The sequence below is a fragment of the Paraburkholderia acidipaludis NBRC 101816 genome, assembly GCF_000684975.1.
GTDB classification, from domain to species: Bacteria; Pseudomonadota; Gammaproteobacteria; order Burkholderiales; family Burkholderiaceae; genus Paraburkholderia; species Paraburkholderia acidipaludis.
In genome coordinates this window covers 59,927-85,092 of sequence record NZ_BAXZ01000031.1, presented here as the reverse complement: position 1 = coordinate 85,092, position 25,166 = coordinate 59,927, and the positions used below count along the sequence as shown (strand labels likewise).

General features: G+C 66.3%; 24 protein-coding genes and 1 pseudogene. 8 read left to right on the top strand and 17 right to left on the bottom strand.

The annotated features are described in order from the left end of the window. On the bottom strand, positions 1–443 hold a 443-nt coding region (locus BAC01S_RS27655), incomplete at its 3' end, for an aromatic amino acid lyase (protein WP_027797671.1). Between the two features lie 108 nt (positions 444–551). After that, positions 552–1,466 (bottom strand): LysR family transcriptional regulator, encoded by a 915-nt coding sequence (locus BAC01S_RS27650; RefSeq protein ID WP_027797670.1) that lies wholly within the window; start codon positions 1,464–1,466, stop codon positions 552–554. A 111-nt stretch (positions 1,467–1,577) separates the two neighbouring features. Here BAC01S_RS27650 and BAC01S_RS27645 point away from each other — a divergent pair, with 111 nt between their 5' ends. Next, positions 1,578–2,483 (top strand): NAD-dependent epimerase/dehydratase family protein, encoded by a 906-nt coding sequence (locus BAC01S_RS27645; RefSeq protein WP_027797669.1) that lies wholly within the window; start codon positions 1,578–1,580, stop codon positions 2,481–2,483. Positions 2,484–2,617: 134 nt separating this feature from the next. Beyond that, the gene (locus BAC01S_RS27640; protein ID WP_027797668.1) at positions 2,618–2,800 is read left to right on the top strand and encodes a hypothetical protein; all 183 of its coding nucleotides are present in this window, start codon (positions 2,618–2,620) and stop codon (positions 2,798–2,800) included. A 21-nt stretch (positions 2,801–2,821) separates the two neighbouring features. Here the strand turns inward: BAC01S_RS27640 and BAC01S_RS35725 are convergent, their stop codons facing one another. From BAC01S_RS35725 to BAC01S_RS27615, 5 genes are all read right to left on the bottom strand, one after another. Beyond that, positions 2,822–2,986 carry a DUF899 family protein gene (locus tag BAC01S_RS35725; protein ID WP_407667966.1) on the bottom strand — a complete coding sequence of 55 codons (165 nt, stop codon included), beginning with the start codon at positions 2,984–2,986 and terminating at the stop codon, positions 2,822–2,824. 7 nt (positions 2,987–2,993) lie between these two features. Further along, entirely contained in the window at positions 2,994–3,119 is a 126-nt protein-coding gene (locus BAC01S_RS35850; RefSeq protein ID WP_281175953.1) for a hypothetical protein, read from the bottom strand. Between the two features lie 79 nt (positions 3,120–3,198). Further along, positions 3,199–3,540 carry an SRPBCC family protein gene (locus BAC01S_RS32850; RefSeq protein ID WP_322786913.1) on the bottom strand — a complete coding sequence of 114 codons (342 nt, stop codon included), beginning with the start codon at positions 3,538–3,540 and terminating at the stop codon, positions 3,199–3,201. Next, positions 3,537–3,980, bottom strand: coding sequence for an ArsR/SmtB family transcription factor (locus tag BAC01S_RS32845; protein ID WP_043203904.1), 444 nt, complete (start codon positions 3,978–3,980; stop codon positions 3,537–3,539). The genes BAC01S_RS32850 and BAC01S_RS32845 overlap by 4 nt, the downstream gene beginning before the upstream one ends. Before the next feature lie 178 nt (positions 3,981–4,158). Continuing rightward, positions 4,159–5,550: an NCS2 family permease gene (locus tag BAC01S_RS27615; protein ID WP_027797666.1), complete on the bottom strand. Its 1,392-nt coding sequence runs from the start codon at positions 5,548–5,550 to the stop codon at positions 4,159–4,161. Between the two features lie 554 nt (positions 5,551–6,104). On the opposite strand from BAC01S_RS27615, the gene BAC01S_RS27610 reads away from it, so the two are divergent. Both BAC01S_RS27610 and BAC01S_RS27605 read left to right on the top strand, forming a co-directional pair. After that, positions 6,105–7,127 carry a PRC-barrel domain-containing protein gene (locus BAC01S_RS27610; RefSeq protein ID WP_027797665.1) on the top strand — a complete coding sequence of 341 codons (1,023 nt, stop codon included), beginning with the start codon at positions 6,105–6,107 and terminating at the stop codon, positions 7,125–7,127. Next, positions 7,124–8,389, top strand: coding sequence for an MFS transporter (locus tag BAC01S_RS27605; RefSeq protein WP_027797664.1), 1,266 nt, complete (start codon positions 7,124–7,126; stop codon positions 8,387–8,389). Before BAC01S_RS27610 ends, BAC01S_RS27605 begins: the two co-directional genes overlap by 4 nt. Before the next feature lie 151 nt (positions 8,390–8,540). Here BAC01S_RS27605 and BAC01S_RS32840 read toward each other — a convergent pair whose 3' ends face one another. Together BAC01S_RS32840 and BAC01S_RS27595 are read right to left on the bottom strand one after the other, a co-directional pair. Beyond that, positions 8,541–8,939 (bottom strand): DUF3331 domain-containing protein, encoded by a 399-nt coding sequence (locus tag BAC01S_RS32840; protein ID WP_043203901.1) that lies wholly within the window; start codon positions 8,937–8,939, stop codon positions 8,541–8,543. A gap of 818 nt (positions 8,940–9,757) precedes the next feature. Continuing rightward, on the bottom strand, positions 9,758–10,651 hold the full coding sequence (locus tag BAC01S_RS27595) for a LysR family transcriptional regulator ArgP (protein ID WP_027797663.1): 894 nt from the start codon (positions 10,649–10,651) through the stop codon (positions 9,758–9,760). 115 nt (positions 10,652–10,766) lie between these two features. On the opposite strand from BAC01S_RS27595, the gene BAC01S_RS27590 reads away from it, so the two are divergent. Together BAC01S_RS27590 and BAC01S_RS27585 are read left to right on the top strand one after the other, a co-directional pair. Then, entirely contained in the window at positions 10,767–11,384 is a 618-nt protein-coding gene (locus tag BAC01S_RS27590) for a LysE/ArgO family amino acid transporter (RefSeq protein ID WP_027797662.1), read from the top strand. Positions 11,385–11,522: 138 nt separating this feature from the next. Then, positions 11,523–12,518, top strand: a complete 996-nt coding sequence (locus BAC01S_RS27585; protein ID WP_027797661.1) for a hypothetical protein — start codon at positions 11,523–11,525, stop codon at positions 12,516–12,518. A gap of 30 nt (positions 12,519–12,548) precedes the next feature. Here BAC01S_RS27585 and BAC01S_RS32835 read toward each other — a convergent pair whose 3' ends face one another. Continuing rightward, positions 12,549–13,922, bottom strand: a complete 1,374-nt coding sequence (locus tag BAC01S_RS32835; RefSeq protein ID WP_043203898.1) for an MFS transporter — start codon at positions 13,920–13,922, stop codon at positions 12,549–12,551. A gap of 61 nt (positions 13,923–13,983) precedes the next feature. Further along, entirely contained in the window at positions 13,984–16,338 is a 2,355-nt protein-coding gene (locus tag BAC01S_RS27575; RefSeq protein WP_027797660.1) for a cytochrome P450/oxidoreductase, read from the bottom strand. A gap of 121 nt (positions 16,339–16,459) precedes the next feature. On the opposite strand from BAC01S_RS27575, the gene BAC01S_RS32830 reads away from it, so the two are divergent. After that, positions 16,460–17,335: an IclR family transcriptional regulator gene (locus tag BAC01S_RS32830; RefSeq protein WP_084168918.1), complete on the top strand. Its 876-nt coding sequence runs from the start codon at positions 16,460–16,462 to the stop codon at positions 17,333–17,335. A gap of 32 nt (positions 17,336–17,367) precedes the next feature. Here the strand turns inward: BAC01S_RS32830 and BAC01S_RS32825 are convergent, their stop codons facing one another. Next, positions 17,368–18,678: a cytochrome-c peroxidase gene (locus tag BAC01S_RS32825; RefSeq protein WP_156954559.1), complete on the bottom strand. Its 1,311-nt coding sequence runs from the start codon at positions 18,676–18,678 to the stop codon at positions 17,368–17,370. Between the two features lie 8 nt (positions 18,679–18,686). Then, a complete protein-coding gene (locus tag BAC01S_RS27560; protein WP_043203892.1) occupies positions 18,687–19,973 on the bottom strand; it encodes an alkaline phosphatase family protein in 1,287 nt (428 codons plus the stop codon). Between the two features lie 320 nt (positions 19,974–20,293). On the opposite strand from BAC01S_RS27560, the gene BAC01S_RS27555 reads away from it, so the two are divergent. Further along, positions 20,294–21,706, top strand: coding sequence for an NYN domain-containing protein (locus BAC01S_RS27555; protein ID WP_245616709.1), 1,413 nt, complete (start codon positions 20,294–20,296; stop codon positions 21,704–21,706). A gap of 276 nt (positions 21,707–21,982) precedes the next feature. Here BAC01S_RS27555 and BAC01S_RS32820 read toward each other — a convergent pair. From BAC01S_RS32820 to BAC01S_RS27535, 4 genes and pseudogenes are all read right to left on the bottom strand, one after another. Further along, positions 21,983–22,231, bottom strand: a pseudogene (locus BAC01S_RS32820) (hypothetical protein); the annotation flags it as partial. A gap of 66 nt (positions 22,232–22,297) precedes the next feature. Next, a complete protein-coding gene (locus BAC01S_RS27545) occupies positions 22,298–22,885 on the bottom strand; it encodes a LutC/YkgG family protein (protein WP_027797657.1) in 588 nt (195 codons plus the stop codon). Further along, positions 22,872–24,269, bottom strand: a complete 1,398-nt coding sequence (locus BAC01S_RS27540) for a lactate utilization protein B (RefSeq protein ID WP_027797656.1) — start codon at positions 24,267–24,269, stop codon at positions 22,872–22,874. Before BAC01S_RS27540 ends, BAC01S_RS27545 begins: the two co-directional genes overlap by 14 nt. After that, positions 24,266–25,009 carry a (Fe-S)-binding protein gene (locus tag BAC01S_RS27535; protein ID WP_027797655.1) on the bottom strand — a complete coding sequence of 248 codons (744 nt, stop codon included), beginning with the start codon at positions 25,007–25,009 and terminating at the stop codon, positions 24,266–24,268. Before BAC01S_RS27535 ends, BAC01S_RS27540 begins: the two co-directional genes overlap by 4 nt. Positions 25,010–25,166: the final 157 nt, after the last annotated feature.

The window sequence follows — 25,166 nt, the reverse complement described above, 5'->3', positions numbered from 1 at the left end:
GCGAGCGGCGCGAGGTCGCCCGAGGCGCCCACGGAGCCCTTCACCGGAATCACCGGCAGCACGTCGGCGTTGAAGAGCGCGACGAGCGCATTCATCACCTCGCGGCGAATGCCCGAGTGGCCGCGCCCGAGGCTCGAAAGCTTCAACGCCATCAAGAGGCGCACGACCGGGCGCGCCATCGGTTCGCCCACGCCCACGGCGTGCGAGAGCACGAGATTGCGCTGCAGCAGTTCGAGCTGGTCGGTCGGAATGTGGGTGCTTGCGAGGCGGCCAAATCCGGTATTGATGCCGTAAGCGGGCTCGCCCTTAGCGGCGATGTCGGCAACGGCTTGCGCGCACGCGTCGATGGCGGCAAAGCTTGCCGGATCGAGTTCGAGTTTCACCGCCTCGCGTGCGATCTGGCGCAATTGGGGCAGGGTCAGGTGGCCGGGCGTGAGTCGCATTGTCGAATCCTGTCTATACAAGTGCACTGAAGTCTAGCCTGGCCAGCTTGTATAGACAACAAATTCCGCTTGCCGCCGTCCTGGGACTATCCACGAGGGGGTGCCCCGCTACAGCTCCAGCCTGCTAACGATGAACGCAAGAAAGCACTGCACGCGGGCCGCCAGCGCTTCGCTGCGATAGTAGACGGCGTGGATCGGCTGGCGCTCGTCGGCCAGCGCGCCGTCGAGCACGGTCACGAGCCGGGCGTCGCGGCGGTCGGCGGCGGTCATGAAGTCGGCGAGACAGGCAATGCCCGCGCCGGCGAGCGCCAGCTGGCGAATCGTCTCGCCGCTCGACGCCGAAAGCGACGGCTCGATCGTCAGGTACGGCGTCGCGGCATCCTCTCCGCGCTCCTCCGCGCGCGCCCCGGGCAGCGGCCAGCGGTTCAGATGCACGGGCGCCGTAAAGCCGATCAGACGGTGCGCGCGCAACGCCTGCGTATCTTGCGGCGTGCCGTGCGCAGCAAGATACGCAGGACTCGCAACGAGCCGCAGCCGGCTCGCGCCCAGCGCGCGCGCATGCAGCGTCGAGTCCTGCAGCGCGCCAATGCGGATCGCGACATCCACGCGCTGCTCCAGCAGATCGACGATGCGCTCGTTATTGGTCAGCTCGAGCTGGATCGCGGGATAGCGCGCAGCGAACTCGGCCATGTGCGGCACGATGCAATGGAGCATGAACGGCGTGGCCGCGTCGACGCGCAAGCGCCCCGAAGGCGCCTCGCGATGACACGCGACGGCCTCCTCCGCATCTTCCATCGCCGTGAGGATCGCGCGGGCGCGCTCGAGGAACAGCTCGCCCTCCTCGGTCAGTTGCAGCCGGCGCGTGGTGCGCAGGATCAGCGCGACGCCCAGTTGCTTTTCGAGCCGCGTGAGCGCGCGGCTCACGCCGGAAACGGTCTGCTGGAGCTTCTCGGCGGCGGCGGTGATCGACCCCGCGTCGATCACGGTGACGAATACGAGCAGTTCGTCGGTGGACGTCTTCATTGTTGATCCGCAGTCAAGTTTCATTTGAGCCTAACACGGTTTGTGCGCGCGGCTGCCCGGCGGATACTCGCCCTCATCGACATCTCATCCACCTCACAGCGGGAGCAAACCATGAAGATTTTCGTAACGGGCGCGGGCGGTTTCATCGGCGGATCGATCGCGGCGCATCTCGCGCGCGCGGGCCACGCGGTGCGCGGCCTCGTGCGCCGGCCCGAGCAGTTCGCCGACCTCGAGAAGCTCGGCATCGAACCGGTGGCGGGCGATCTCGACGGCCGCGACCGGTTGATGACCGAAGCGCGCGGCGCCGATGCCGTCATCAACGCCGCGAGCAGCGACCATCGCGGCGCGGTGGAAGCGCTGCTCGACGCGCTCGAAGGTTCGGGCAAAGTCCTCTTGCATACGAGCGGCTCAAGCATCGTCGGCGACGCCTCGGGCGGCGAGCCGACCGAACGCATCTACCACGAAGACGCCCTGCCCGAGCCGACCGCCGACAAGGCGGCGCGCGTGGCCATCGACCAGCTCGTGCTCGCGGGCGCGGCGCGCGGCATCCGCAGCGCGGTGCTGTGCAATACGCTGATCTACGGCGAAGGCGCCGTGCCGGGCGCGGCCAGCGTGCAGCTGCCGCGCCTCGTCCGCCAGGCGCAAAAGAGCGGCGTCATGCGTCACGTGGGGCGCGGCGCGAACATCTGGTCGAATGTTCATATCGACGACGTTGCCGAGCTTTACCGTCTCGCACTCGAAAAAACGCCCGCAGGCACGTTCTATTTCGTCGAAAGCGGCGAGGCCGCTTTCCGCGACATGACCGCCGCGCTCGCCGAAGTCATGAAGCTCGGCGAACCGCAGGACTGGCCGCTCGACGCGGCGATTGAGGAATGGGGTTACGAAATGGCCTCTTACGGCCTCGGTTCGAACAGCCGAGTGCGCGGCGAACGCGCGCGCACCTTGCTCGGCTGGCAACCGCGTCGCCGCTCGGTCACGGAGTGGATTCGCACAGAGATGGACATCGCGCAAAAATAAGCGCTGTAGACCACATTGCTGTTGCTTATCCGTAAGGTCGGTTCGCTAGAATCGCGGCCAGTTGTCCGATTCTTCAGGACTGCCGCCTCTTCGCCCGCCCTTTCGCCCGCATTACGCCGCGTTACGGATAGCCGATGTTCCTCGCGCTGAACTTCTACTGGCTGACCAATCTGCTGGCCATATTGTTCATCGTCGCGTGTCTTTACGATAAGCGCTACGACGAATATGGCACGCTGACGCTCGCCGCCGGCGCCATGGGACTCATCGTCATGGCGATCGAGGTTCTGCTGCGGCCGGCTTTCGACATGGCCCTCTAGGCGCGCGCTCGCGCGCCGTTCTCAAGCCGTCCCTTTCTGTTCGTGTGCGCAGCATGCCCCTTGCGGCGCGCTTTCATAGCGGTCGTGGTGACGCACCCAGTCGCGCATGTCGCGCGCCTCGTTGCGCGCTTTCGGCGCGTAATCGAGCACCGCATAGACGCCTGGTAACATTTCTCCGCCGCGCATAGGTCGATTAGGTGTGGTAAGCATTGCCGCATTCGTCGCGATAGAACGCACTGAGGCCGGGCAGTTCGTCGCTCACGTACTCCTGCTCTTCGTAGTTGTAGAGCACCTTGCCGCGCGGCGTGCCGCGATCCATTCGTCCTGCGAAACGATCTTGTGCGTATCCATCGTTACGTTCTCCTGTGCGTTTCGTGAACCGCGCGGCTGCCGCCGGATCAGCGGAACTGCGCTACCAGAAGATCGAGCGCCCCGGCCCAGCCGCCTTCATGCGCGTCGCGCGCGGCTTCGTCGAAGAAGCGCTCGTGCTTGAGCGTGAGCTCCGTCGCGTGGCCGTCCTCGCGCAGCATCACGGTCACGCGCGATTCGCGCTCGGGCGTGCTGCTCCACGCCCATGTGAAAACGAGCCGCGCGTCGGGCACCCCCTCCAGATACGTCCCGCTCACGTCGTGCTGCTCGCCGTCCGGCCCGCGCATGACGACGCGAAAGCGGCCACCCTCGCGCACGTCGGCTTCGGCGTGGAGGCAGACGTGGTCGTGCGGGTGCATCCACCGCATCATTTGCGACGGCTGCGTCCATGCCGCGTAGACCTTCGCGGGGCTCGCGTTGATGCGCCGCCGGAGAGTGAGACCGGGACTGCTGGAGAAACCGGATTCGGAGCGGGCCGGCATGCGTCCTCCTCGATGAACGCCGCGAGGCGATCGAGTTGTTCGTTCCAGAAGCATTGGTAGCGCATCAGCCACTGCATCGCTTCTTCCATCGGCGCGGCCGCGAGACGGCACGCCACCGTGCGCCCCGTTTTCTCGCGTGTGACGAGACCCGCCTCGATCAGGACGTCGAGATGTTTCATCACGGCGGGCAGCGACATCGCGAACGGCTGCGCCAACGTGCTCACCGAAAGCTCGCGCTGCTGCGAAAGGCGCGCGAGCAACGCGCGCCGTGTGGGGTCGGAAAGCGCTGCAAAGGTGCGGTTCAACGCGTCGTCTTCATGCTTAACCATGCGGTTAAGCATAGGAAACGCATAAGGGAAGTCAAGCACGAACAGATGGGGCGCGAAGCGTGGCGCAAAAAGCCGCACGGCCCGCGCCGCAGTAAAGCGACGCGGGCCGTGCAGCCGGCCGGGCGGGCCGCCGGGTCCGCCTGGCCGAAAGGCCGCCATTACCGTGTCAGCGCACGGATCAGATGGCCCAGCCGCCCAGGTAGAACGTGGCCAGCACCACCGCGATCACCACGGTCCCCACGTTCAGCTTGCGATACTCGCCGCTCACGATGCGGCCGATCACGAGCGTGCAGAAACCCAGCATGATGCCCGTGACGATGTTCGCGGTCAGCACGATGAACACGGCGCACACGAGGCCCGACATCGCGTCGACCATGTCGGCCATGTCGAGGCGCGAGACGCTCGAGAGCATCATGAGGCCCACGTACATCAGCGCCGGCGCCGTCGCATACGAGGGCACGAGGCCCGCGAGCGGCGCGAAGAACATCACGGCGAGGAACAGCACGCCCACCACGGCGGCGGCCAGCCCCGTCTTCGCGCCCGCCGAAACCCCCACCGCCGATTCGATGTAGGCCGCCGCCGGCGCGCCGCCGAAGAAGCCCGAGAAGATCGAGGAGAGCGAGTCGGCCGTGAGCGCGCGGCCGCCGTTGATGATGCGGCCGTTCTCGTCGAGCTGGCCGGCCTGCCCCGCCACGGCGCGGATCGTGCCGGTGGCGTCGAACACCGCCGTCATCACGAGGGCAAGCACGCTGGGCAGCACGGCGAGCGAGAGTGCGCCCTTGATGTCCATCGCGCCGATCAGCGAGGCATGGCCCGGCGCGGACAGCGTCGGCCAGGCGAACACGCCGTGGAAGCTCACTTCGGGATCGAGCACGAGACCGAGCGCGGAAATCGCGACGATGACGATCAGGATCGAGCCCGGCACGCGGCGGCGCACGAGACCGAAGATCGCGGCGAGCCCCGCCACCGAGAGAATCGCCGGCAGCGACGTGATGTGGCCGAGCGTGACGGGCAGGCCCGCGCCCGGATTCTTCACGACGAGGCCGACGTCGTTCGCCGCAATCAGCAGCAGGAAGAGGCCGATGCCGATCCCCGTGCCGTGCGCGATGCCGTGCGGCAGATTGCGCAGGATCCACGAGCGCACGCCCGTCACCGAGATGCCGGTGAACACGAGGCCCATGAGGAACACGGCGCCGAGCGCGACTTCGGGCTTCATGCCCTTGCCGAGCACGAGGCCGAAGGCCGTGAATGCGGTGAGCGAGATCGCGCAGCCGATGGCGATGGGCAGGCGCGCCCACAGGCCCATCAGCAGCGAGCCGAACGCCGTGGTCAGACACACGGCGACGAACACGGCGCTCGTGTCGAAGCCCGCCTTGCCGAGCATGCCCGGCACGACGAACACGGAATAGACCATCGCAAGGAAGGTCGTGACGCCCGCAATCCCTTCCTGGCGCAGCGAGCTGCCGCGCGAGGCAATGTCGAAGTAGCGGTCGAGGAAGCCGGTCGCGCCGATCGGCTCGACGTGGGCGCCGGCCGTCTCGGCGAGCGGCGTGGCCTGGGGTTCCATCATGATGAGTGCCTCCTTTATCAGCGTGCTGAAACGCACCTCTTCCGGGTCCGTCATCAGGTTCGTCTCGATTGGAATAAGTCGTGTCGACGCGATGCGCGAGCCGCCGGCACACTCGAAGCAAAAATGCCTGTGACGGCGTTGTCTCCGAACCATCCGCGTGTGGGCGCGGCGATTCACATCTTTTTGACATCTTTTTTTGCTGGATCGAAGGTTAGGCGAACACAATCCCAGCTCCCATCGCAGGAATCACATTCAGGACATGCCACGATCCGTATATTTGAGATGACAGGGTGATGCGGGCGGGACGTCCCCGCGTATACACCAGGCTCGCACCAGGATCGCACCAGGCCCCACCAGGCCCCACCAGGCTCGCAGCGGGTCGACGCCACCCTCGCTCGCTGGCCTCGGGACGCCCGCCCGCGCCGGGTCGACCCGCCGCCCGCAATGCTCAATTGCACGGAATGCGGACCCGCGCGGGTTACACTCTCACGCACCCGACCCGGTTTTCCCCGCCGCGCGCCAAAGGCGCCGGCCGCTTCAAGGAGTTCCCGTTGATGAGAGGCGGTTTCGCACGTCCCGTTGCAGCCCTCCCGTACGCCCTGCCCCTGCTGGTCCTGCTCATGCTCTCGGGCTGCAGCCTGTTCCGCCCCGCCCCGCCGCCCCCCGAGCCGGAAGCCCCGATTGCGGCAAGCGAACCCGAAGCGCCCGCGAGCGAACCCGAAGAGGCGTCCGCGCCCGAGGCGGCAAGCGTGCCCGAGGAAACCGCCGAGGCGAAACCCGCGCAGAAAAAGCCGCGCCCCGCGCCGATCCACCGCCGCCGCCCGGCCCCGCCGCCGCCTGTTCCGGCCAGCGCGCCGGCGGCGCCCGCGCCTGCGCCGATCATCACGCTGCGCACGATCGAGCGCGGCAGCTTCCGCACGCTGCTCGACAGCGCCGTGCAGAAGACCGACGGCAAGGTGGTCGGCCGCGCGGTCGACCTCGTGGCCGGCCCCGACGGCAAGCCCACGGAAGTGGTCGTGAACCTGCAGGGCTTCATGGGGGTGGGCGACCGCAAGGCCATCTTCCCGTGGAGCGTCGTGCGCGTGAACACGCAGCCCGCCTCCCCCGCCATCACGCTCGTACTCGGGCCGGGCCAGCAGCCCGTGCCGGAGCAGCCCCGCTCCGGCACGGGAGCCGGCGTCACGCCGCCCGCCGCCGGCGAGCCCAGCCCGACGCGTCTGCCGATGCTCGACGCAACGGTCGAACGCACCAACGGCGCCAAGGTCGGCCGCGTGGTGGACGTGCTGCTCGACGGCGGCGCCGATCCGCTTGCCGTGGTGCTCGATGTGAGCGGCACACTGGAAAAACGTCATACGATCGCGGCCGAATGGTCGGCGCTGCACTTCGTCAAGAAGAACGACGAACTGACGGCCCAGCTCGAAATGAGCGACCAGCAGGTGGAAGCCTCGCCCGAATACGAGAACGGCCAGCCGGTGCGCGCGGTGACCCCTGCCGCGCCGTCCGCGCCTCATCCGGCCGCGTCAGCCCCGGCGGCGCCTGCCGCTGCCTCCGCGGCTTCCGCGCACGGTGCCAAATGACGGGCGGCACGCTGCGCACGATGGCCAGCACGCGAAGTCTGCGAGCGCTCGACTGGCTGAACTTCTTCGTCGCGAACGTGCAGACGGGCTTCGGGCCGTTCATCGCGTCCTATCTTGCATCGCACAAATGGACCCAGGGCGAGATCGGCCTCGCGCTCTCCGTGGGTACGATCAGCGCGATGGTGAGCCAGGTGCCGGGCGGCGCCGCCGTCGATGCCTTGCGCAACAAGAAAGCCGCGGCCGCCTGGGCGATCATCGCGATCATCCTTTCGGCGACGCTGCTCGCCGTCAGCCCGACGGTCATCCCGGTCATGGCGGCCGAGGTCTTCCACGGCTTCGCGAGCTGCATGCTCACGCCGGCCATGGCCGCGCTCGCGCTCATGCTGGTGGGCCGCCAGAACCTTGGCGACCGGCTGGGGCGCAACGCCCGCTGGGCGTCGATCGGCAGCGCGGTGGCAGCCGGCCTGATGGGCCTGTGCGGCGAATATGTCTCGCCGCGCGCCGTGTTCTGGCTGACCGCGGCGCTTGCGCTGCCCGCGCTCGTGGCGCTGGCGATGATCGAGTACGACCGGAGGAGTTCGGGCGCGAGCCTGGCCGCGTCCCGCGCGCCGAAGCCTGCCGCCCCGCCCGCCGGCGAGCCGCGCGAGACGATCCTCGACCTGCTGCGCGACAAGCGCATGCTGGCGTTCGCGGCCTGCGTCGTGCTGTTTCACCTCTCGAACGCCGCGATGCTGAACCTCGCGGCCGGGGAAGTCACGGCCGGCATGGGCGACAACGTCCAGCTCGTGATTGCGGCGTGCATCATCGTGCCGCAGGCCATCGTCGCGCTGATGTCGCCATGGGTGGGCCGCACCGCCCAGCGCTGGGGCCGCCGGCCGGTGCTGATCCTCGGTTTTTCGGCGCTGCCGGTGCGGGCACTGCTGTTCGCGGCAGTGGGCAACCCGTACTTCCTCGTGCCGGTGCAGATGCTCGACGGGCTTTCCGCGGCCGTGTTCGGCGTGATGCTGCCGCTCATCGCCGCCGACGTGGCCGGCGGCAAGGGGCGTTACAACCTCTGCATCGGGCTCTTCGGGCTCTCGGCGGGGATCGGCGCGACGCTCTCGACGACCGTGGCCGGCTTCGTCGCCGATCACTTCGGCAATACGGTGAGCTTCATGGGTCTGGCCGCCGCGGGCGCGCTCGCCGTGCTGCTGGTGTGGCTCGCCATGCCGGAAACGCGCGACGCGATGGAAGAAGAAAAGGCAGGCGACGTGGCCATCTGAGCGCCGGCACGCGCAGAAAGCACACGCAAGAACGTGCGCCAGCCCGAACCTTCGGGTTCGGGCTGGCGCACGTTCTGCATGATGAAAAGCCCTCGTTGCCCAACGCGCCCGCGGATAGACTGCGGGGGTGGACTACACAGGGTTAGACCGCTTATGCGGCCAGCGCTTCGTCCAGGCGTGCCGCAACCACGCTGTTCGGCAGGTTGTCGATCTTGCTGGCGAGAATCATCGCGTCGGCATTGGCCGGGCGATGGCGCCGATTGGGACTCGGCCGGAACACCGCGTCGCCGCGGCGGATCTTCTCTCCGGTCAACGCGCAAACCGAGCTGCGCCTTGCCGTGCACACGCGCCAGAGCTGGTCGGAATAGCGGCCGTAAGTAGCGTCGCTCCAGCAGACCGTGATGCTCTCCGGATCATGACGCCGGATCAAGGTAATGCCCTGTGCATCCCAGGAGCGCACGGTTGCACGGCGCCGATTGGCCGCCTCCGAAGCGCCGCGTGTGATGGGTACCGGCCTGCAGCTCCTGCTGCTCTCGAGCTCGGCCGCCATGGGCATGGGCTCACTAGCCGCGGACAGAAGACTGACGGTTTGTTGCCAGACGCTGCCGGTATCTAATTTCGTCATAATGCACCTCGTGCATGCGGAAACGATTCAAATATGCCGGTCGAATAAGCACTCTGCCACGTCGGGATTATAGCGTGTCCATCTCGTAATCCACAGGAAAAACTCAATTTTCACACGATAATCCGAAACGCAAAAAATGAGACGACTAAGCTTACAGTCCGACTGAGTCGATACAACAATAGTTTCTTTACTTTCCGCAACTTTTTTGCCGATTTGACGATCCTTGTCATTCTCGATACGGAAAAAACAACCGGCAAATCCGCTCGAAGTCCCGTGGCAGAAGGACCGACCCATCAGCCAAACAGGTCTGTACCCACTGTGGTTTGTTGACGCGTATCAATACAGCACGGGCATCCGCAGGCACTCCTGCGTAGCACCGCCTCACCTGCATGTTCGCGCCGAATGATGACCGATCAATGAAACGCAATAGTCGGCAAGGGCGCGCCGAAAGGCATATTTCGCATATCAAACATCAGTGGAAACCGCGTGCAATTGCCGTATGGCGGCAGACACCGAGCTTACAACGAAGCTATTTGAGAGTGCGCTCTATTTCAAGACAGATTAATTCATCTTGAATGCTTCTTTTCACGTTTTACGATGTGCAATTGCGGATCGATTGCACCGAAATGGCGAACTCGCCCTTGCCTAAATAGTTCGACGATTGGGCCGGCCGCACGGCAAAATCCGATTGCGCTTGAATCTGTACGAAACATGACATCCTGAAGCGGGAGCGAGCGCCCGCTTCAGTCGAGAAATTCCGCGGACCGTCGGCGCAGCATGGTGCCAAAGTCGTCGAGCCAGCCAATCGACAGACGCCAGCTCTGCCAGTACAGGTCGACATCGAGCGCGCGACCGGGCGTAAGCTCGACCATTTCGCCGCGCGCGAGATGCGATGCAATCATGCGCTCGGGGCACATGCCCCACCCCAAACCGGAGAGGCAGCAGCGCAGAAAGCCGGCCACGTGCGGAATCCAGTGCAGCGGCGCATCGACCTGAGCGCGCGTGATACGACGGATGAAGCGCTTTTGCAGCTGATCCTTCGGATTGAACTCGACGCACGGCGCGCGCCTTAGCGACTCGCGCGTCACCCCTTGCGCAAAGTAACGCTCGAAGAACGCCGGCGAGCACACGGCGAGATAGCGCATGCGCCCAAGGCGAGTCGAACGGCAGCCCTGCACCGGTTCCGCCTGGGTTGTGACTGCGCCTTGCACGCTGCCGTCGCGAATGCGCTGCGCGGTGTGGTCCTGGTCGTCGATCACGAGGTCGAGCAGAATGTCGCGCTCCACGCAGAAGGGCGCGACGGCGTCGATGAACCAGGTGCCCACGCTGTCGTCGTTGACGGCGACACGCAGCGTGGGCCTCGCGCTTTCGAGCGCGCCCGTGAAGGTCGGCATCGCGCCGCCCAGCTCCGCCTCGAGCAACTGCACGCGTTCGGTATGGCGGCACAGCAGCGCGCCGGAGGCCGTCGCGACGCACGGCTGCCCGCGCTTCACGAGCACCGTGCCCACACGCTCCTCCAGCAGCTTCACGCGCTGCGAGACCGCGGAGGGCGTGACATTGAGCGCGCCGGCCGCGCGGTCGAACGAGCCGTGCCGCACCACCGCGGCCAGTGCGTCGAGCAACGCATAGTCGAGCATTAGCGTTCCTTAATCGGGTTTAAGAAAATCAGCTTCTCTTATGCTGCTGACGGACGCAGACTAGCGCCTCTTCCCCTGTCATGCAATCGGTCGCTCGCCAACCTCGGGTTTCAACATGAACTGGCTCGCTTTTTCCCATGGCGCGGCGCTCTGCGCTTCGCTCATCGTCACCATCGGCGCGCAAAATGCCTTCGTGCTGCGCCAGGGCATTCTGCGCGCGCATGTCGCCAAGATCGTCGTGCTCTGCACGCTCTCCGACTTCGTCCTGATCGCCGCGGGCGTAGGCGGCGCCTCGGCGCTCGTCGAGCGCTATCCCACCTTTGTCCATCTCGTGCTCTATGCAGGCCTCGCGTGGCTCGTCTGGTTCGGCATCGATGCGCTGCGGCGCGCGGTGCGCCCCGGGCACGCGGTGCTCGACCCGGCCGCCGCCGCGGCCTCGCCCGAGCAACGCGCGTGGCCCATCGTGCTCATGACGCTCGCCTTCACGTGGCTCAATCCGCACGTCTACCTGGACACGTTCCTGCTGATCGGGACCGCAGGCGCCCGCGAACCCGTGGGCGGGCGGCTCGCGTTCGCGCTTGGCGCCATGAGCGTGAGCGCCATCTGGTTCGTCGGGCTCGGTTACGGAGCGCGCGCGCTCGCTCCGCTCTTTCGCCGCGCCAGCGCATGGCGCGTGCTGGACGGCGCCATCGGCGGCATGGTGCTGTTGATCGCTTTCGCTCAGTTGCGTTGATCGTTACGTCAATAGTCGCGCTGATCGTTACGCGGATTGCGCCGATTGCCTGACTACCGCGCCACGCTTCAGCCGCGAGACGGCGGTGCCCGTAAAACCATGCCAGAATCCGCTCTCGTACCATCGAGATCTTTTCAGATGAGCAATCTGGCACTGGAAGAATTCGACACCGCTCGACTGATTCCGGGCTTCAGCGCGCCGGAGCTGCCCCGCGAGCGGCCCGACCCGGTGGCACTGGCAGCCGCAGAGCACAACACGCGCAACTGGACGAGCGCGGAGCCCGGCCCCTTCAAGCCGGGCTCCGGACTGCATGGGCGAGAGACTTGCCGCATGTTCCGCGAGACCTTCAACCCCTACCGCCCTTCCGTGCTCGACTGGCCGGAACTCGAGCCGGCGGCGCTCAAGCGCATCGTCGCACTGCCCATCTGGGATATTGCGGTACAGACCGAAGGCAAGGCGCGACTGCGCATGGCCGCGTATGCGGCAACGCTGGACGACGCCGACATGCGCGGCGCCCTCGCGCTCAACGCATGGGAAGAGAGCCGCCATAAGGAGGTGCTGTCGCGCATGGTGGCGGCCTACGGCATCGGGCTTGCCAGCGAGCCGCCCTATGTCTGGCCGCGCGACGCGGAATGGGCGTATCTGGTGACGGGCTACAGCGAGTGCGTCGACAGTTTCTTCGCGTTCGGCCTCTTCGAAGTGGCGCGACGCTCCGGGATCTTTCCGCCCGAACTGATCGACACATTCGAACCCGTGATGCAGGAAGAGTGCCGGCACATCCTGCTGTTCGCGAACTGGGCGGCGTGGCACCGCGCGCGCCTTTCGTGGTGGCGGCGGATCCGCTTCGAACTGAAGGTGGCGGCCGTGTGGGTCTTTCTCGGCTGGGAGCGTATAGGCCTTGCGCGCACCCTGGACGCCGAAGGCAACGAGCAGAAGCACGACAACAACTTCACCGTGAACGGCGCGCAGTCGATGACCGACGTCGACATCAGCGTGCTCGAGTTCATGCGGCTATGCCTGAGCGAGAACGACCGGCGCTTTGCCGGTTACGACGTGCGGCTTCTGCGCCCCGAAACGATGCCGAGGCTCGTACGTTTCGCACTGCGTTTCATACGCGGCAAGAAAAGACAGTAGTCCGAAGTCCGGGGTGCTGACGAGCGCGGCTTACTCCACCTGCGGCGCCGCGCTGCTGGTTCCCTGTGTCTCGCGCGACGCGCCGCGGTTGACGTAGTGAATCGCGACGATGCCCGCGAGCGAGACGCAGGCCGGCACGGCCGCGGCCATGAACAGCGAAGCCGACGACCATTGCAGATGCAACAGCGCACCGCCCAGCACGGGGCCGACCACGGAGCCGATGCGCCCCACGCCGAGGCTCCAGCCGATGCCGGTGGAACGCAGCGAGGTGGGATAGTAGGTCGCGGCGAGCGCATTGATGGCGGGCTGGCCGCCGACAATCGAAAAACCCGTGAGAAAGATCGCGACGAACATCGCCACCACCGACACCATCACGGCCGGATTGCCGATCGCGGCCGTCGCGACGATGGCGATCACGAAGGTCGTGGCCAGCACGCGCGTAAAACCCGCGAGGTCGATGACGCGGCCAAGCAGCAGCGTGCCGATCACGCCGCCGCCCCACAGCGCAGTGCCGGCCAGCACGGCGGTCTGCGTGGTGTAACCGGCGTCGCGGATCACGGTGGGCAGCCAGTTCGAGAGAAAGTACATGTCGAGCAGGTTCGCGAAGTTCACGATCCACAGCAGCACGGTCACGCGCGCGCGGCCCTCCTTGAAGAGTTCGACGAACGGCACGCCGCTCGAGCGCGTCTCCGCGGTCGTGAACGCCGTGCCGGCCGGCAGCGCCAGCGCGGGCGCCACGCGCGCCAGGTTGCGGCGCACGCGCGCTTCGGTGTCGCGACCCTGGCGGAACAGCAGGAACTGGATCGATTCGGGCAGCGCGAGCCACATGAGCACGCCCATCACCAACGGAATCGCCCCGCCCACGAAGAACACGGCGCGCCAGCCGAAGGCCGGGATCAGCGCGGCGGTGATGAGCCCGCCCACCACGCCGCCCAGCGTGAAGCCGCACGATACGATCATCATGAGCGTCACGCGCATGCGGCGCGGGCTGTACTCGCCGGCGAGCGCCATGGCGTTGGGCATGATGCAGCCGAGCCCGAGCCCTGCCACGAAGCGCCACGCAACCAGTTGGGCGATCGAGTGCGCAAAGCCCGTGGCCATCATGCAGGCGGAGAAAAACAGCGTCGCGCCGATCAGCACCGGGCGCCGGCCGATCTTGTCGGCCAGCGCGCTGAACGTGAGCGAGCCCACCAGCATGCCGAACAGCCCCGCGCCGAACACCGGCGCGAGCGTTTCCTTCGCGATGCCCCATTCGCGGATCACGACGGGCGCGACATAGCCCATTGCCTGGACATCGAAGCCGTCCATGACGAGACACATCGCGCACAGCACGACCACCAGCAGCTGATAAGGCCCGAACCGGCTTTCGTCGATCACGCCGGTCACCTCCACGGTCTTGCTCATAAGAAAATCTCCAAGGTTCTTCTGCCCACGCTCGCCATTGCCCGCTATCGACGCCACGTTATCAGAGTTCGAGCACCAGACGCTGCCCCCTGGCGCGTGAGCAGCAGGTCATCATGCGCGCATGCGTATCGCGCTCGGCGCGCGTGAGCACGACGTCGCGATGTTCGACCTCTCCCGCCAGCACGCGCACCTCGCACGAGCCGCACAGGCCTTCTTCGCAGTCGCTCTGAACGTCGATGTTCGCGCGACGCAGCGCGTCGAGCACGGTCTGGTCGGCGGCTACGGCGAGCACGAGCCCCGAGTCCTTCAGCTCCACCTCGAACGCATGCTCGTTCTCCGGATCGAGCTTGCCCACGCGCGCCGCGAAATGCTCGACGCGCAGTGCGTCTTCCGGCCAGGCCTCGCTCGCGGCCTGCAGCGCGTCGAGCATGCGCGCGGGACCGCACGCATAGACGCGCGTGTCGGCGTCCACGCCGAGCGTGCCGAAATCGTTGCGCGTGCCCTCTTCCGAAACATGCAGACGCAAGCGGTCGCCGTGAAGCTGCGCGAGTTCGTCGACGAATGCCATTGCAGCACGCGAGCGCCCGCTGTAGTGCAATTCGTAGTCCATACCAAGCGTCCTGGCACGCCGCGCCATCGCGCTGATGGGCGTGATGCCGATGCCGCCCGCCACGAAAATAACCCGGCGCCCCTCTTCGTCCAGCCGGAAGTGATTGCGCGGCCCGCGGATCTTCAACCGCATGCCCTCGCGCACGGCTTCGTGGATCCACGCGGAGCCGCCGCGGCTTTGCGCTTCGCGCAGCACGGCGATCTCGAACGCGCGCGTATCGGCGGGGTCGCCGCACAGCGAGTACTGGCGCGAGATGCCGGTGTCGCCGCATTCGACGTCGATGTGCGCGCCCGGCGCCCAGCGCGGCAACGTGCCGCCTTCGGGCGCGACGAGGCGCAGCCGCGCGACACCGTCCGCGGCGCGGCTTACACGCTCCACGATCACCGGCCGGGCGAGCGCATGCCCCGAAGGCTCGCCTATGCGAACGCTCACCGGCTTTTCGAGCAACGCGGGCTGCCTGCGCTCCGGGTTCTGCGCGGGGTCCCACTCCACCCAGAGGTGCTCCGGTCCGCGAAACGACGTATTCGGCACGTAGCTGAACGCCTGATCCGCGAGCCGCATGTGCGGCAGGCGCCGCGTGAATGCTTCGATGAAGATCTGCATCTCCATGCGCGCGAGGTTCTTGCCCATGCACTGGTGCGAACCATAGCCGAACGTGACGTGGTCGCTCGCGTTGTCGCGCCGGATGTCGAACAGATCCGCGTCGCCGAAGTGACGCTCGTCGTGATTCGCCGACGACGTGACGATCAAGAGCCTCGCGCCCGCCGGAATGTCGATGCCGCCTATCCGCACGTCCTTCGTCGCAAGGCGCCGCCAGGCGGCCACGGAGCCGTTGTGGCGCAGACACTCCTCCACCGCGCCTGGAATGAGGCCTGGGTCTTCGCAGAGCTCGCGCCACGCGCGCGGATGCTGCAGCAGGAGCTTCAGCGCATTGGCCGTGGCGTTGGCCGTGGTTTCGTGCGCGGCCACGATGCCGGCCATCATCATCGAATGCAGATAGGAGTCCGTGACGATTTCCGGATGCGTCTTCTGCTTGCGGATGCCGTACTGCATCCAGCCGGGGCCGTCGGGGTTCTGGCGCATCTTGTCGAGCACCTGGCCGGCGAACTGCCAGAAATTGCCCACCGCATGGGCCACCTCGACCTGCTCTTCCGGGCGCGGCCTGCCCCACGTGTTGACCGTATGCGCGATCGAATACTGGCGCAGGAGGTCCATGTCCTCCTCGGGCACGCCGAGAAAATGCAAGGCCACCGTGAGCGGCACTTCCCACAGCATCTGGTCGACGAGATCGGCGCGGCCGTCGTCGATGAAACGATCCACGTACTCGCGCGTGAGACGCCGCACCATCGGTTCGTGGTGCTTCAGATGTTCGGGCGTAAACGGCTCCATCAGCACACGGCGGCGCGGCATGTGCGCGGGCTCGTCCTCGTTCACGAGCGTGCGGTTCATGGCGTAACCGTAGGAGGCCAGCACGGCGTTCGCCTCCGGCCCCGTGGGCGTGATCTTTTCGAGCGCGATCGAGGGGCTGAACGTGAGGTTGTCGCGGAAGATCGCCTTGATGTCGTCGTAGCGCGTCACGACCCAGTAGCCCAGCTGCGGACTGTAAAACACCGGTTCCTGCTCGCGCGCCCAGCGCACGTATTCCGGCGGGTCCTGCTGGTAACCGTCGCTGAACGGGTCGAACGCAGCGGCGTTCGCGCTGACCGGGCAAGCGGGCGCGGCACTCGCGGCGTGATGAGGAAAGGGACAGCCTCCCGCCCGATCTTGAACCGGACTTCGAGCTTGAGCCGCGGTCGTATCGCTCATGACATCTCCTGCACTTCGCAATTTGCGTAACTTTAGTACGCATTGCGTAAATTAGAGATAAGGGTTAACCTGAAAACAAGGCAGGCGCCGCCCCGCTTGCCCGGCCACTTAGAATCGCTGCATGAAAACCGCCCCTAATTCCGCCTCCCCATCCAACGCCGAGAAGCGCGGCAAAACCGCGAAGGCACCGGCCGACCGCGAGCGCCGCCAGCGCGTGCAGTCGGCACAGACCGGCATGGCCGTGCTCAAGGGCCTCGCGCGCCTTGGCGGCCGCGCGAGCCTCACGAGCCTCGCGGCCTATGTGGGTGAAAGTCCCGCGAAAGTGCATCGCTATCTGGTGAGTCTGAGCGAGGAAGGGCTCGTCGCGCAGGACACGGTTACGCAGCACTACCTGCTGGGCCCCGAGGCGATGATGATCGGCGTGGCCGCGATGCGTCAGGCCAATCCGGTGCGCGTGGCGGAGCCCGCGCTCGTGCGCCTGTGCGAGCAGCTCGAAGTCACGGCGTTCGTCGCGGTGATGGGCAACAAGGGGCCGACGATCATCCGTTTCGAGGAGCCGGGGCTGCCCGTGATCGTGAACGCGCGGGTGGGATCGGTGATGCCGCTTTTGTGGTCGGCCACAGGGCGGGTGTTTCTCGGCCTGCTCGACGACAAGCGCGTGCGCGCCCTCGCCGAGGAAGAGCTCGCGCAGGCCGATGCTTCGCTGCGCGCGCAGCTCGACACGAAAGACCCGATCGGCGCGTTGCGGCGCGGCGTGCAGGCCGCGCGCTGCGCGTCGGTCAGGGATACGAATCTCAAGGGGATCAGCGCCGTGTCCGCGCCGCTCTTCGATCACACCGGCAAACTCTGCGCCGTGCTCACGGCGCTCGGCGCGACGGGAGGCTTCGACGCGTCGCTCGACGGCCCTGTCGGCACCGCACTGCGCCGCGAGGCCGCCGCGGCGAGCGCCCTGCTCGGGTATCTGCCCGAGGGCGACGCCCCCGCACAGGGCGCGTAAGCGCGGCCGGCGCGCCTACGCCCTCAACACCCTCAGCGCGCCGCCTGCGTCAGCGGCTTTTTCGCGGGCTGCGCGCCCGGCTGGTAGCCGTCGTTGAGCGTCTTCAGGAACGCGATCACGTCGTCGATATCGTGCTCGCTCCATACCGGCTTGTCGCCCTGCTTGCAGGTCAGCGGCGCGTCGATGGTGTCCACGTTGTGACGCAAGTCGGGCGGCAGGTCGTCGAACTTCACGACATGGCCGTGCGCATCGCGCGAATACCACTTCTCCGGATTCGTATCGCGTTCCACATAGAAGCGCAGCGCCTCGCGCAGCGTGTGGAAGCGCCCGTTGTGGAAGAACACCTGGCGCGTCGCGACGTTGCGCAGCGTCGGCGTCTTGAAAAGGCCGCACATCGTCTTGTCCTTCGCCAGATCGGTTCGCAGCGGGCCGCATAGACCTTCATCGTAGTACGAAGGATTGCGGTTGGCGCGCAGCTCGGGATTGCGCGGCACGCCCAGCGCTTCGAACTGGAAGTCCGTGAAGAGCGGATGAGCGCCGTTGACGCCCAGCTGGTCGATATGGCACGACGCGCAGTTACCGCTGTTCGGATCGTCGAAGAGCTTCATGCCGTGCAGCTCGGCCGCGGTGAGCTTGACCTTGCCGTCCAGGTAGCCGTCGAACTTGCTCGTGTACGGATGAAAGTCCGGTTCTTCGAGTTCATAGCGCTCGACGGCCGACATGGCCTGACGCAACGCCACCTCGGGCGAATCGAACACCGTCTCGCCGAACACCTGCCTGAAACGGGCCGCGTAAGGCGCGTGCGCGAGCTTCGCGACGACCGCAGCGGCATCGCGATTCGCCATCTCGTCGGGATTGAACAATGGGAACGTGGCCTGGTCGTGCAGGTGGTTGAAGCGGCCATCCCAGCCGAAGCCGCCCGACGGCGAGTTGTCGTCCTCGAAGCGCTCGCCGAGGCTCGCCGCCTGCACGTGCGTCCAGATCGGCGTGCGGTTGAGCACGTAGCTCAGCGTAGGCACGGCGCGCGTGCCTTGCGAATGCAGATCGGGGCCGCCCAGTTGGGCGGCGAGTCCGTTGGGAGGACCGTACGCGTGCGCGGGGCTATGACAGCTCGCGCACGACATGCGCCCCGAGGCCGAGAGCGACTGATCGTAGAACAGCTGCTTGCCGAGGGCAGCCGCATCGCTGAGGACGGCCGGCTTCGCGGCCTGTGCCGCCGGCGCCGATGCAGGCTGAGCCTGCGCGTGCGCGGCGCCCGGAGCGCTAAACGCCGCCGCCGCGGCAGCGGTGGCGGCGAGCGCAGCCTTGACGGCGCGGCGCACCGTCGTGGTTGCGTAAGACATGGACATGGCTACTGGTTCGTGAAGATGTCGTTGCCGAAGCTTGCGAGCCCCGTCTGTCCGGCGTAGCCAAGGTGGCCGAGCTGGAAGATGTCCTCGATGCTCCTGAGCATCGAATAGTGGTTGTACGGCACCGTCGAAACCGTGCCCGGCTTGATGAACTTCGAGATCATCACGGCGCCGGTCTGGTCGCCGCCGTAGTTCGCCTTCGTCATGACGAGCTGGATGGTGCCGAGCGACGCCGGCAGACCCGGAATCTCGCTCGCCGGGAGTGAACCGTACACCGACGACTGCGGGAACGCAGCCAGATTCGGACCAGGCTGCTCGCTGCAGCAAGTGCTGCCCGAGTATGTGAGCGTGAGCGTGGGCGGGCTCGTGGTCAGGTTAGGCGTCTCGGTCGCGTAGCTGCTCTCGTCGAAGTTGATGATCAGGAGTCCATCGTTCTTGAATGCCGGCGACGACGTGATGATGGGCACCCACTTCTCGAGGAACGCGTTCGCGCTCGTGAGACCGCCCGGCTGGCCGTTCACGCAGGGCGAATCGTGGCCGTCGTCACAGAGGTTCGGCGTGATGAAGTTGAAGTTGGCTGTCGTCGCGACCGACTGCAGATCGGTCTGCAGATGGCTCAGGTTCACGACATTCGTTTGGCAGTCCGGCGAATCGATGATCGAATGAAAGTACATGAACGGATCGTGACGCGTTGCGTACTGGTCGCCCAGCGGCACGGCCGCGCTCGGTGCTTCGGCTTCCTGCGTGAGGTCGGTCGTGTTCAGCGTCGGGTGGCCGCAGGTCGCGGCTTCGCGCGACGGGTCGTTGCCCATGTCCTCTTCGTAGCCCTTCCACGTGAAACCGGCGGCATTCAGCTGGTCGGGCAGCGTCTGGATGCTCGCGGGGAACACGCAGCCCGTGCCCACTGCCTGACCGTCCGACGTCGTGCCGGTCATGTTGTAGTTTTCATAGCTCGTGCAGTCGTTGTCCGTTTGCGGCGTCGGAGCCTGACCGCTGAGCATCGAAATGTAGTTGTCGAGACTGACGTGGCCCGTGCCGTAGTAGTTCTGCACGAGCGCGCCCTGCGAAGCGAGCGTCTGCGCCAGGTACGGCGCCTTAGTGCTGGAGCCGAAGGTGATGGCGTAGTTCTCGTTCTCGAGCGTGATGACGAACACGTGGCGGATCTGGTGAATGCCGGCCGTGACGTTCGAAGACGACGATCCGCACGCGCTCACGAAAAGCGCGGCGAACACCATGGCGAGAAGCGCGGCGGCGGGTGCCCAGATTTTGCCGGGGATGCGTGAGAGCATAAGACTCCTCTTGTGGGTCGAATCGTTATGGGTTGTTCTGTTTTTTGCCGCATGTGTGACGGATGAGGCGGCGCAAGATTAGGGAGCCGATATGACGCAGATGTGAAATTGAGGCCTATTTCATAGGTGAAACAGGAGAATCGTCCAAACGAACTATCCTTGCGCACACAATCAGTTTGCCGCCAAGCCGGCATGGTCATATGCCGCTTATCTGCCTCGCGGCATACTGCTGCACAGCCCTCGCCGGAGCCGTTTCACGCCCTGCCCCCGCGCAGGGGCTATCATGTGGTTTCGTACCGTATAGGGAACAAACGAATCACATGGCCTCTCCCCAGGAAAACGTCAGCATGGCGGTGTTCTGCGACTTCGAGAACGTTGCGCTCGGCGTGCGCGACGCGAAGATCGACCGCTTCGATATCAAGCCCGTACTCGAGCGGCTCCTGCTCAAGGGCAGCATCGTCGTGAAAAAGGCCTATTGCGACTGGGAGCGCTACAAGGGCTTCAAGGCCTCCATGCACGAGGCGAGCTTCGAGCTGATCGAGATTCCGCACGTGCGCCAGTCGGGCAAGAACTCCGCCGATATCCGCCTCGTCGTCGACGCGCTCGACCTCTGTTATACGAAGTCGCACGTCGACACCTTCGTGATCGTGAGCGGCGACTCGGACTTCTCGCCGCTCGTATCCAAGCTGCGCGAAAACGCGAAGAAGGTGATTGGCGTGGGCGTGAAGCACTCCACCTCCGACCTGCTCGTCGCCAACTGCGACGAATTCATCTTCTATGACGATCTCGTGCGCGAGCAGTCGCGCAGTACCTCGAAGCGCGAGAGCGCGGGGCAGGCAAAGCAGAAGACCGGCGACGAGCGCCAGCCGAAGACCGAGAACGACGAACGCGAGGATCGCGAAGAGCGCAAGTCGGAGGAGCGCAGGTCGAAGGCGATCGCCTTCGCCGTCGAAACGCTCGACGCACTCGTGCTGGAGCGCGGCGACAGCGGCAAGGTCTGGGCCTCGGTGCTCAAAAGCGCCATCAAGCGGCGCCGGCCCGACTTCAACGAGACGCGCTATGGCTTCCGCGCCTTCGGCAATCTCCTCGATGAAGCCCAGGCGCGCGGTCTGCTGGAAGTCGGCCGCGACGAAAAGTCGGGCACCTATGTGTCGCGGACGAACCTGCCCGCGGCGCCTGCCGCCGAGGTTGCCGCGCACGTAGAGACGCAGGAAGCCCACGCGCGCGGCGAAGAACCCCGTCGCGGCAAGGGCCGCGGCAAAGGACGGCGCGACGAGCGGGGCACGCAGGAACGTACAACGGGCGCTAGCGCTACAGAAGGCGCCGTCGCGCAGGCGGCCGAAGCGCGCCACGGCGAGGCCAGCGGCACGCGCGAGGACGACGCTGCCGCCCATGCGGAGCAGACAGCCCTGCCCCTCTTTGGCGACGTGTCGCCCGCGTCGTCTCCGTTTGACGAAACGCCTGCGTTCTCCGCCGACGAGGTGGCCCAGGCCGCGCCCGAAAGCGCCGAAGCCTCCCGCCCGGCGCCGCGCCGCGCCCGCAAAACGGCTGCTCGCAAGAGCGCGGCCCGCAAGACGACCGCCGCGCCGGCCGACGAGCAAGCGGCGCCTGCTCCCGCCGCCACGGCGAATACGGCGAATGCCGAGGTAGAAACACCGAAAGCGCCGGCAGCCAGGAAAGCTCCGTCACGCGCACGCCGTTCGCGCGCCAAACCGGCCGGCGACGCAAGCTGACGGCAACGCGGCGCGCCCCGACGGCTCAGGGCGGCGCCTGCCGCGCCGCCGAGGGCTGGCTCAGGCGTCGCCGAACGGATCAGCAGGCTGCTTCACTGCCGGCGCGGCAGGCTCCTCCGCCGCACCGAACGGATCGGCCTTTCCGGCGGGCTTTGCCTCTCCGAACGGGTTCGACGCCTTCGCCGGCCCCGCGGCTTCGCCAAACGGATTCGCCTTACCGGCCCGCACCGTTTGACCGAACGGATCGGGCCGCCCCTCGTCCTGCTCTTCCTGCTCGTCTTCTCCCTCGGCCGCGAGGTTGTACTCGGCCTGCACTTTCGCGAGCACATCGGCAATGCTCGCCTCGAAGCCCGCGGCATTGCCGAAGTGTTTCATCGTCCAGTTGCAGCCCGTGCGATCCGCCGGCTGAAGCTGCGGCCGCGGCACGACGAACTTCACGCCGTCATCGATCACTTCCTGAAGCTTGTGCAGGCGTCGGCTCACTGCTTCCTGAAGCCGCGATGCGTTGAGTGTCTTGCGCGGCATAAGCCTCTCCTGTTTGCGTACGCTCCGCGGAGCGGCAAGCGAATGCGCGACGCGCTTGCCGCGCGCTCACGAAGCCGGCAGCCCCACCACCGTCAGCGACTTCACCCCTTGCGCGCCCTGAATCAGCACGCCTTCAATATCGGCCGTTGCGGAGGGCCCGGTTACGAGCGCCGCGTAGCGCGCGCTGCGAAAATCGTCGCGCCGGTACGCGTCCTGCAGGCCGCCGACGATCTGCGTGAAATCGAGCAGCACGACCAGATGCTGAACGATGTAGCCAAGCGCGTTCACGATGTATTCGCGCTCGCTGAGCCACACCGAGCCCGTCTCCGCCACGCCGAAGCGCGCCCGCACGACGCCCACGTCGACCTTTTCGAGCTGGGTCGGCGGCATCGTGGCGTCGAGCGCGACCGTGCCCGAAACTTCCGGCACCGCCGATGCGATTTCGGTTCGGGGACCGAAGCGTTCGTGAATCCAGGGCAGTACCGCGTCCGCGGACGCGACCTGCACGGCGCGGCCGCCCATCAGCGCGAGCGACGCCGCGAAACGCTCGCCCAGGTCGCCCGCGGGCGTCGCGAAGAGCGGCACCTCGGGCAGATCGAGCGCGGCGGGCTGTGCGGCGCGCACGCGTGCGATGAACGCTTCACGACTGGCCATGGCCGCTGCCTCCTTGCCGGTTCTTTTTGTACCACGCGTGAAAGGTCATGGGCGGCGCTTGCGGCAGTTCGCGCTGGCGCCCCCAGATATTGAGCGGGTTGTAGATCATGAAGTTGGGCAAGCGCCGCAGCGCGCCTTCGAGCGAGGCCACCGCGCCGCGATAGAGTGTCGGGCTCGCGAGCAGGCGCCCGGCCATCTTCAGCACCTCCTTCTTGACGAAGGGCACCTCGTGGCGCGCGGCGATCACCTGGCGCCACTGATAAATCTGCTCGTGGATATTGATCTTGACGGGACACACGTTGGTGCAGCTGCCGTTGAGCGTGGAAGCGAACGGCAGCGCGCTGAAGCGCTTGAGGTCGAAGGTCGGGTTGATGATCGCGCCGATGGGCCCCGCATAGGTGCTGCCATACGAAAGGCCGCCGCTGCGCCGGTAGACGGGGCACGTATTCATGCATGCGCCGCAGCGGATGCACTTGAGCGAGTACCAGAAGTCGGGCATCGCGAGACGCTCCGAACGACCGTTGTCGACAAGGACGAAATGCAGCTCCGCCCCCTCGCGCGGCGCGCGGAAATGTGAGGTGTACTGCGTAATCGGCGAACCGAGCGCGCTGCGCGACAGCAGGCGGATAAAGACGCCGAGGTCCGAAATGCGCGGAATCAGCTTTTCGATGCCCATGGAGACGATATGCAGCGGCGGCATGTTCGCGGAAAGATCGGCATTGCCCTCGTTCGTGCAGACCACCACCGTGCCCGTTTCGGCCACCGCGAAATTGCAGCCCGTCATGCCGGCCGTTTTCTCGCGCACGAACCAGGGCCGCGTGTTCATGCGCTGGCTTTGCGCGAGATAGTGGATATCGTCGTTGTGCGGATCCGTGCCGATCGTGCGGCTGAAGACTTGCGCCACGTCGCCGCGCAGCTTGTGCACCGCCGGCACCACGATATGGCTGGGCGGTTGCGAATCGAGCTGCTGGATCCGCTCGCCCAGATCCGTCTCCATCACCGTGATGCCGCGCGACTCCAGATACGGGCGCATCTCGCACTCGTCGGTGAGCATCGACTTGCTCTTCACGAGCCCCGTCATGCCGCGCTCGCTCAGCAGCCGGTACACGGTTTCGTTGTGCTCCTCCGCGTTATCGGCGAAGTGCACGTGCACGCCGTTGGCCTCGGCGTTGCTCACGAACTGCTCGAGGTAGTCGGCAAGCCGGGAGAGCGTGTGCCCCTTGATCGCGGAAGCGAGCGCGCGCAGCGTCTCCCACTCGGGAATCGCCTGCGCCTGCGCATCGCGCTTCATGCGCAGATCCCAGAGCCGCTTGTCGTGGAAACTCACGTGCTCCGGATGGGCAAGAAAACCGCTCGCCAGCTTCGCATGTTCGACGCGCTTCATTCGCGAGCTCCGTTGAGCACCTGGGCAATATGGATGAAGCGGACGTCGGCGTTCATGCGCTCGGCACACCCCTGCTGATGCATGAGGCACGACATGTCGCCCGAAACGATGTACTGCGCGCCCGCGCCCACGTGATCGACCACCTTGTCCTGCCCCATGCGCACGGACACGGCCTCCTCCGTCACGGCGAAGGTGCCGCCGAAGCCGCAGCACTCGTCGGGACGTTTCGGCTGCACGAACTCGATACCCTTCACGCCTTCGAGGAGCGTGCGCGGCTTGGAGAACGCGGGGCCCGCGACCTCCGAAATCGAGGCTTCGTGCAGATGCCGCAACGCGCTGCAACTGTTGTGCAGGCCGATACGCCACGGAAACTCGGCCCACGGGAACTCGCGCGCGCCCAGCACGTCGTGAAGGAATTCGACGAGCTCGTAGGTGGAGACCCGGACCTTGCGCACCTCGTCGGTCTGCTCGATGGCGGTGAGGTGGTCGCGCACGTGGTTCACGCAGCTGGCCGACGGGCCGACGATATAGTCGTAGCCGGCGAAAGCGCGCACGAACACGCGCTCCGCGCCCGCCGCCTCGGCCTGCGCGCCGCTATTGGCCATGGGCTGGCCGCAACAGGTTTGCCCGGAGGGATAGTCGACTTCGCAGCCGAACCGCTCCAGCAGTTCGAGTGTCGCGATACCCACCTCGGGGTAGAACGCGTCGATAAAACACGGGATGAAAAGGGCGACTTTCATGCAGTGACTCGGAGCGGACGGGGACTCGGCCATTTTACTGCCGATCGCCGCCAAGGCCACGCTAATCTGGGGCGCCGACGTTCAAGGGGCTCGGTGCTAAACTCCGGCATCGACGTAAGGCCTGCCGTTCGCGGGTCTTCCTTGCGCCTACAACCTG

What these genes read in the sequence shown, in the direction of transcription:
- BAC01S_RS32840 (WP_043203901.1), bottom strand. Translation starts at nt 8,939, where the DNA reads ATGGCGGCCGAGCTCGAGAGCAGCAGGAGCTGCAGGCCGGTACCCATC.
- BAC01S_RS27535 (WP_027797655.1), bottom strand. Translation starts at nt 25,009, where the DNA reads ATGAAAGTCGCCCTTTTCATCCCGTGTTTTATCGACGCGTTCTACCCC.
- BAC01S_RS35850 (WP_281175953.1), bottom strand. Translation starts at nt 3,119, where the DNA reads ATGGATCGCGGCACGCCGCGCGGCAAGGTGCTCTACAACTACGAAGAG.
- BAC01S_RS27645 (WP_027797669.1), top strand. Translation starts at nt 1,578, where the DNA reads ATGAAGATTTTCGTAACGGGCGCGGGCGGTTTCATCGGCGGATCGATC.
- BAC01S_RS32850 (WP_322786913.1), bottom strand. Translation starts at nt 3,540, where the DNA reads ATGATGCGGTGGATGCACCCGCACGACCACGTCTGCCTCCACGCCGAA.
- BAC01S_RS32845 (WP_043203904.1), bottom strand. Translation starts at nt 3,980, where the DNA reads ATGGTTAAGCATGAAGACGACGCGTTGAACCGCACCTTTGCAGCGCTT.
- BAC01S_RS27590 (WP_027797662.1), top strand. Translation starts at nt 10,767, where the DNA reads ATGAACTGGCTCGCTTTTTCCCATGGCGCGGCGCTCTGCGCTTCGCTC.
- BAC01S_RS27615 (WP_027797666.1), bottom strand. Translation starts at nt 5,550, where the DNA reads ATGATGGAACCCCAGGCCACGCCGCTCGCCGAGACGGCCGGCGCCCAC.
- BAC01S_RS27555 (WP_245616709.1), top strand. Translation starts at nt 20,294, where the DNA reads ATGGCCTCTCCCCAGGAAAACGTCAGCATGGCGGTGTTCTGCGACTTC.
- BAC01S_RS27560 (WP_043203892.1), bottom strand. Translation starts at nt 19,973, where the DNA reads ATGCTCTCACGCATCCCCGGCAAAATCTGGGCACCCGCCGCCGCGCTT.
- BAC01S_RS32830 (WP_084168918.1), top strand. Translation starts at nt 16,460, where the DNA reads ATGAAAACCGCCCCTAATTCCGCCTCCCCATCCAACGCCGAGAAGCGC.
- BAC01S_RS32835 (WP_043203898.1), bottom strand. Translation starts at nt 13,922, where the DNA reads ATGAGCAAGACCGTGGAGGTGACCGGCGTGATCGACGAAAGCCGGTTC.
- BAC01S_RS27585 (WP_027797661.1), top strand. Translation starts at nt 11,523, where the DNA reads ATGAGCAATCTGGCACTGGAAGAATTCGACACCGCTCGACTGATTCCG.
- BAC01S_RS27640 (WP_027797668.1), top strand. Translation starts at nt 2,618, where the DNA reads ATGTTCCTCGCGCTGAACTTCTACTGGCTGACCAATCTGCTGGCCATA.
- BAC01S_RS27575 (WP_027797660.1), bottom strand. Translation starts at nt 16,338, where the DNA reads ATGAGCGATACGACCGCGGCTCAAGCTCGAAGTCCGGTTCAAGATCGG.
- BAC01S_RS27540 (WP_027797656.1), bottom strand. Translation starts at nt 24,269, where the DNA reads ATGAAGCGCGTCGAACATGCGAAGCTGGCGAGCGGTTTTCTTGCCCAT.
- BAC01S_RS32825 (WP_156954559.1), bottom strand. Translation starts at nt 18,678, where the DNA reads ATGTCTTACGCAACCACGACGGTGCGCCGCGCCGTCAAGGCTGCGCTC.
- BAC01S_RS27595 (WP_027797663.1), bottom strand. Translation starts at nt 10,651, where the DNA reads ATGCTCGACTATGCGTTGCTCGACGCACTGGCCGCGGTGGTGCGGCAC.
- BAC01S_RS35725 (WP_407667966.1), bottom strand. Translation starts at nt 2,986, where the DNA reads ATGCGCGGCGGAGAAATGTTACCAGGCGTCTATGCGGTGCTCGATTAC.
- BAC01S_RS27545 (WP_027797657.1), bottom strand. Translation starts at nt 22,885, where the DNA reads ATGGCCAGTCGTGAAGCGTTCATCGCACGCGTGCGCGCCGCACAGCCC.
- BAC01S_RS27610 (WP_027797665.1), top strand. Translation starts at nt 6,105, where the DNA reads ATGAGAGGCGGTTTCGCACGTCCCGTTGCAGCCCTCCCGTACGCCCTG.
- BAC01S_RS27650 (WP_027797670.1), bottom strand. Translation starts at nt 1,466, where the DNA reads ATGAAGACGTCCACCGACGAACTGCTCGTATTCGTCACCGTGATCGAC.
- BAC01S_RS27605 (WP_027797664.1), top strand. Translation starts at nt 7,124, where the DNA reads ATGACGGGCGGCACGCTGCGCACGATGGCCAGCACGCGAAGTCTGCGA.